At 61.7% G+C, this 3,694-nt stretch carries 7 protein-coding genes; 3 read left to right on the top strand and 4 right to left on the bottom strand.

Annotated elements, in window-relative coordinates:
- The 4 genes from L0D16_RS12200 to L0D16_RS12185 all read right to left on the bottom strand — a co-directional run.
- A partial coding sequence (locus L0D16_RS12200) for an RNA-guided endonuclease InsQ/TnpB family protein (protein ID WP_243032455.1) occupies positions 1 to 923 on the bottom strand: 923 nt, incomplete at its 3' end.
- Positions 869 to 1,405 (bottom strand): TRAP transporter large permease subunit, encoded by a 537-nt coding sequence (locus tag L0D16_RS12195; protein ID WP_243032454.1) that lies wholly within the window; start codon positions 1,403 to 1,405, stop codon positions 869 to 871. The genes L0D16_RS12195 and L0D16_RS12200, both read right to left, overlap by 55 nt.
- A gap of 4 nt (positions 1,406 to 1,409) precedes the next feature.
- Positions 1,410 to 1,868: a TRAP transporter small permease gene (locus tag L0D16_RS12190; RefSeq protein ID WP_243032453.1), complete on the bottom strand. Its 459-nt coding sequence runs from the start codon at positions 1,866 to 1,868 to the stop codon at positions 1,410 to 1,412.
- Entirely contained in the window at positions 1,868 to 2,047 is a 180-nt protein-coding gene (locus L0D16_RS12185; RefSeq protein ID WP_243032452.1) for a hypothetical protein, read from the bottom strand. The genes L0D16_RS12190 and L0D16_RS12185 overlap by 1 nt, the downstream gene beginning before the upstream one ends.
- A gap of 265 nt (positions 2,048 to 2,312) precedes the next feature.
- Between L0D16_RS12185 and L0D16_RS12180 the strand changes: the two genes are divergently transcribed.
- The 3 genes from L0D16_RS12180 to L0D16_RS12655 form a co-directional block, all read left to right on the top strand.
- Entirely contained in the window at positions 2,313 to 2,561 is a 249-nt protein-coding gene (locus L0D16_RS12180; RefSeq protein ID WP_243032451.1) for a hypothetical protein, read from the top strand.
- Between the two features lie 265 nt (positions 2,562 to 2,826).
- Positions 2,827 to 3,411, top strand: coding sequence for a helix-turn-helix domain-containing protein (locus L0D16_RS12175; protein WP_341474630.1), 585 nt, complete (start codon positions 2,827 to 2,829; stop codon positions 3,409 to 3,411).
- A gap of 166 nt (positions 3,412 to 3,577) precedes the next feature.
- A partial coding sequence (locus tag L0D16_RS12655) for an AbrB/MazE/SpoVT family DNA-binding domain-containing protein (RefSeq protein ID WP_423247874.1) occupies positions 3,578 to 3,694 on the top strand: 117 nt, incomplete at its 3' end.

Here is a 3,694-nt window from a genome sequence, read left to right as displayed (position 1 = left end):
CGAGAACGCATTAGGCCAGAAACGTTTAGGTCCTCATGAACTATGGTGCCATAGCGGTTCACAAGACTCCTGGCAAGCTTGTGGTGGAAGTCTTTGCGTTGGTTGGCGATCTTTTGGTGCAGTTTGGCAAGCCCTTTCGTGGCCTTTTTGTAGCGGTGGCTGCCCCGCTTCTTTCGGGAAAGGTTGCGTTGGGTATTGGCAAGTTTGGCCTGGGTCTTCTGGTAGTACCTGGGAGCTTCTACCATCTCCCCGTCGGAGGTGACAAGAAAGTGAGGGTTGGTGCCTAGGTCTAGGCCAACGGCCTCATGGCTTTCGGGTAGGGGTTTGGGCTCAGTCTCGCAGACGAAGATGATGTACCAGTCATCCCCCTCCCGCTTGATGGTAGCCGTCTTTATCTTCCCTTCCAAAGGGCGGTGAAGCTTTAGCTTCACCGAGCCGATGCCGTAGAGAAGAACCCGCTTTCCGTCCTTCTGAATCTTGACCCCGGTAGTCCCAGCTTGGGGAAAGGTGAAGGAGTCATACCGTCCTTTTCCTTTGAAGCGGGGGTAACCGGCCCTCTGTCCCTTCTTGACCCTCCGGAAGAAACCTTGGAAGGCCCTGTCTACCCTCTTTATTACATCCTGCAGAACTTGGGAATGGACAAGTTTATACTCCGGCAGCTCGGCCCGTATTTGGGGGAGATACCCCATTTGCTCATGGGCGCTGATGGACTTTTGGGCTTTCCTATAGGCATGCCTCCTTTCTTGTAGGGCGGCGTTATAGAGTTGACGACACAGGGAAAGGACTTTCTCCAGGTCCTGCCTTTGGGGTTTAGTGGGGTACAGGCGGTACCTGAAAGCCTTCTTGTAGGTGCTATCCTGAATGTGCTTCACCTCCCACTCAGGTGGTGCCGGGTCCAGGGTGGGCGTACACCGCTGGACCATTTGCCCCTAGTGTAGCCCACTGTGGGGGGTCCATGTATCCCCGGACTGAAGGTCCGGGGCATTATGGCGCCCCACGCCCTCCTTTTCTGTAACCCTGGCGCAGCATCATGGGGATGAGGATCCCTCCAAGGGCGGCCAAGGTGGCGGGTCCAGAGCCGGATACCGCCTCCCCAGAACATGCCCGCCAGCACCGTGGCCACCGCGGCTCCCGCCCGCCAGCCGCCCACCGCCGCCAAAAGGAGGCGCACGATCCGTTCGGCGATCCCGGCCCGGTCCATCACCGTCCCCGCTAGGATGAAAAAGGGGATGGCCAGGAGTGGGAACTTGGCGATGCCCGCTTGGAAGTTGAAGGAGACCACCTGGAGGCCTAGGCCACCCATGGCGATCACCAAGACGGCGCTGGCGCCCAGGGCTCCGGCCACGGGGACCCGCAACAGGAGGAGGGTCACAAAGCAGGCGATGAGCAGAATGCCAAGATCCACGCCCTCACCCCTTGAGGCTCCGCCACGCCCCCTCCAGGGCCCGGAACGCTACCCAAAGGGCCAGGAAAGGGGTAGGCAGGGTGTAGACCGCGTTGGGCAGGCCCAGGGAGGGAGAGGTGGCCCTGAGGACGAGGTCGTCCCGGGCCTGCCCCCAGGCCAGGTAGGCCAGAAGCAGAAAGAGAAGGGCAAACACGGCGAACCCCAGGGCGATGAAACCCCGGCGCCAGCCCGCCGGCAGGGCCTCGGTCAGGGCCACGAAACGGATATGGGCCCCCTCCTGGCCCTCCCGCAGGCTGATAGCGATGCCCAGGAGGGTTGCCCAGACGAAGGCGTTCACCAGGAGCTCCTCCGTGAAGGCCAGGGGGTAATGGAGCAGGTAGCGGTTGAGCACGTTGGCCAAGGCCAGGGTAGCCATGCCACCCAGGAGAAAGGCCAGAAGGAGCTCCTCGAGGCGCCTCAGCATCAACGGACCTGCTTCTTGTCCACCTCCGCCTGGACCACCAGGGTTCCCCCGATCTCGTTCATCCAGCGCTGCACCACCCCCGCCACCCGGTCCCGGAAGCGCCCGATCTCCAGGGGCGAGAGCACGGTGACCTGCACCCTTTGGGAGCGCAGGCAGGCCAGGGGATCCTTTATCCCCACCTAAACCCTCATGGAGGCCAGGTTTTTTAGGGGCAGGCACACTTCCAGCGCTGCCCATTTTAATCGCCTAGGATGCCAACGCTGCTTGCAACAATACCTCCGCCGCCAAGTAGCACGGTTTATTGGCAACGTTTCACTCCTTGACAAGGCTAACGTTTTTGTAAACTGGCCAAAGCCTAAAGCGCTGGGCGATGGTTGTCCATGACCTCGTTCACGGGGCCCTGGTCACGGGCTATACTGCCAGCAGGAGTGCTGAGGTCGCCCTATGGCCCGACCGGATCTTCCCAAGGACCCGCTCACCCTGGCGGTAGACGCCTGGCTGGCGATTCGTCCCTTCCTGGACGACCCGGACCAGCCGGAGTGGTTGCCTGCCGTCTATGAGATCCCCCTGGTCTTGGACCTGCTGAGCCGGGTCCAGCCCGCCACTCCCGAGGAGGAGGCCACCGTGGCCCGCATCCGGCAGGAAGCCCAGAATGCGGGTCGCCGGTGGGGGTTGGAGTTCCTGGAAGACTGAGACCGGCGTGCTCCTTTGGCCCCCAAGATAGCCCCTCCGGTGCGGACATGCGCCTCGTGGAGGCCCCAGAAAGCCCATGGCACGCTCGGCCCGTTTTAATCCTCTACGAGGCTAAAAACGCTGTTTTCAACATTTCCCCCACGGATTGGCTGGCAGCCGAGGTAGTTTAATATCCTTTTTGTTGTCTCCTTCACCCGAGCCCACTGTAGCCCCCCACCCCAAACCCGAGGAAGCCCTGTAGCACCACCACAGGGCCCGGAAGGCCATAGAAGCCCTTCGCTGGCTAGCGGTCTATCATGCGCTGCAAGGAAGCACAGCCAAGGAGATTGCCCGGACTCTCCATCGCAGCCTCCGCGGGGTTCACCTGGTGTTGGCCCGGTACCACCGGGAAGGCCCGGGGGCGTTGCCGGATAGGCGGCACCCTAACCCTGGACGGAAGCCCAAGCTGAGCCCGGAAGAGAGCCAGGCTCTGCTCCAGGTCTTGGAAGGCCCCCCACCCGACGGGGGCCTGTGGACGGGGCCCAAGCTGCGGGCCTGGGTGAGGGAGGGGTTCCAGAAGGAGCTATCCTTGAACCCCATCTACCGATTTCTGGAGGTCCTCCGGTTGCTACGCCAGTTGGCCAAGGCGGGCAGCAGCGTGCTGATTGTCCTCCACGACCTGAACCTGGCAGCACAAGTGGCGGATCGGGTGTTGCTCTTGCACCGCGGCCGGATGGCAGCTTTGGGAAGGCCCCATGAGGTCCTCTCGCCCTCGATCCTAGAGATGGTATATGACATCCCCTTCATGCGTCTGGAGGTGGAGGACCGCCTGTTGTTGGTTCCTGTGGCTGAAGTTTGTTGCCCTAGCTAATCCGGATGTTAAAGGGTCCCACGGCGGCAGCCCACCCAGACACCAGGAGACGCGCGGTGCGGGCCAAAGCAGCTGCCGCCAGCCAACCCACCCCTATTCCCAAGGAAAGCACAAGTACGATGGGCAGAGGCCGGACGTCCTTACCAGAAGGGGGTACTATTAGGGTATGGGGTCTACTGCTGAAAAGACCCACTTCCTAGTCCAAGTGGGTTCTAAGGGGCGGGTGGTGCTGCCCGCAGAGGTGCGTGAGGTCCTGGACCTCAAGATAGCCCCTACGGGGCTG

It is taken from the genome of Thermus altitudinis (assembly GCF_022760835.1).
In the GTDB taxonomy this organism is placed as follows: Bacteria; Deinococcota; Deinococci; order Deinococcales; family Thermaceae; genus Thermus; species Thermus altitudinis.
The sequence above is the reverse complement of the archived record's forward strand: the minus strand, read 5'-3'. Positions and strand labels throughout refer to the sequence as shown.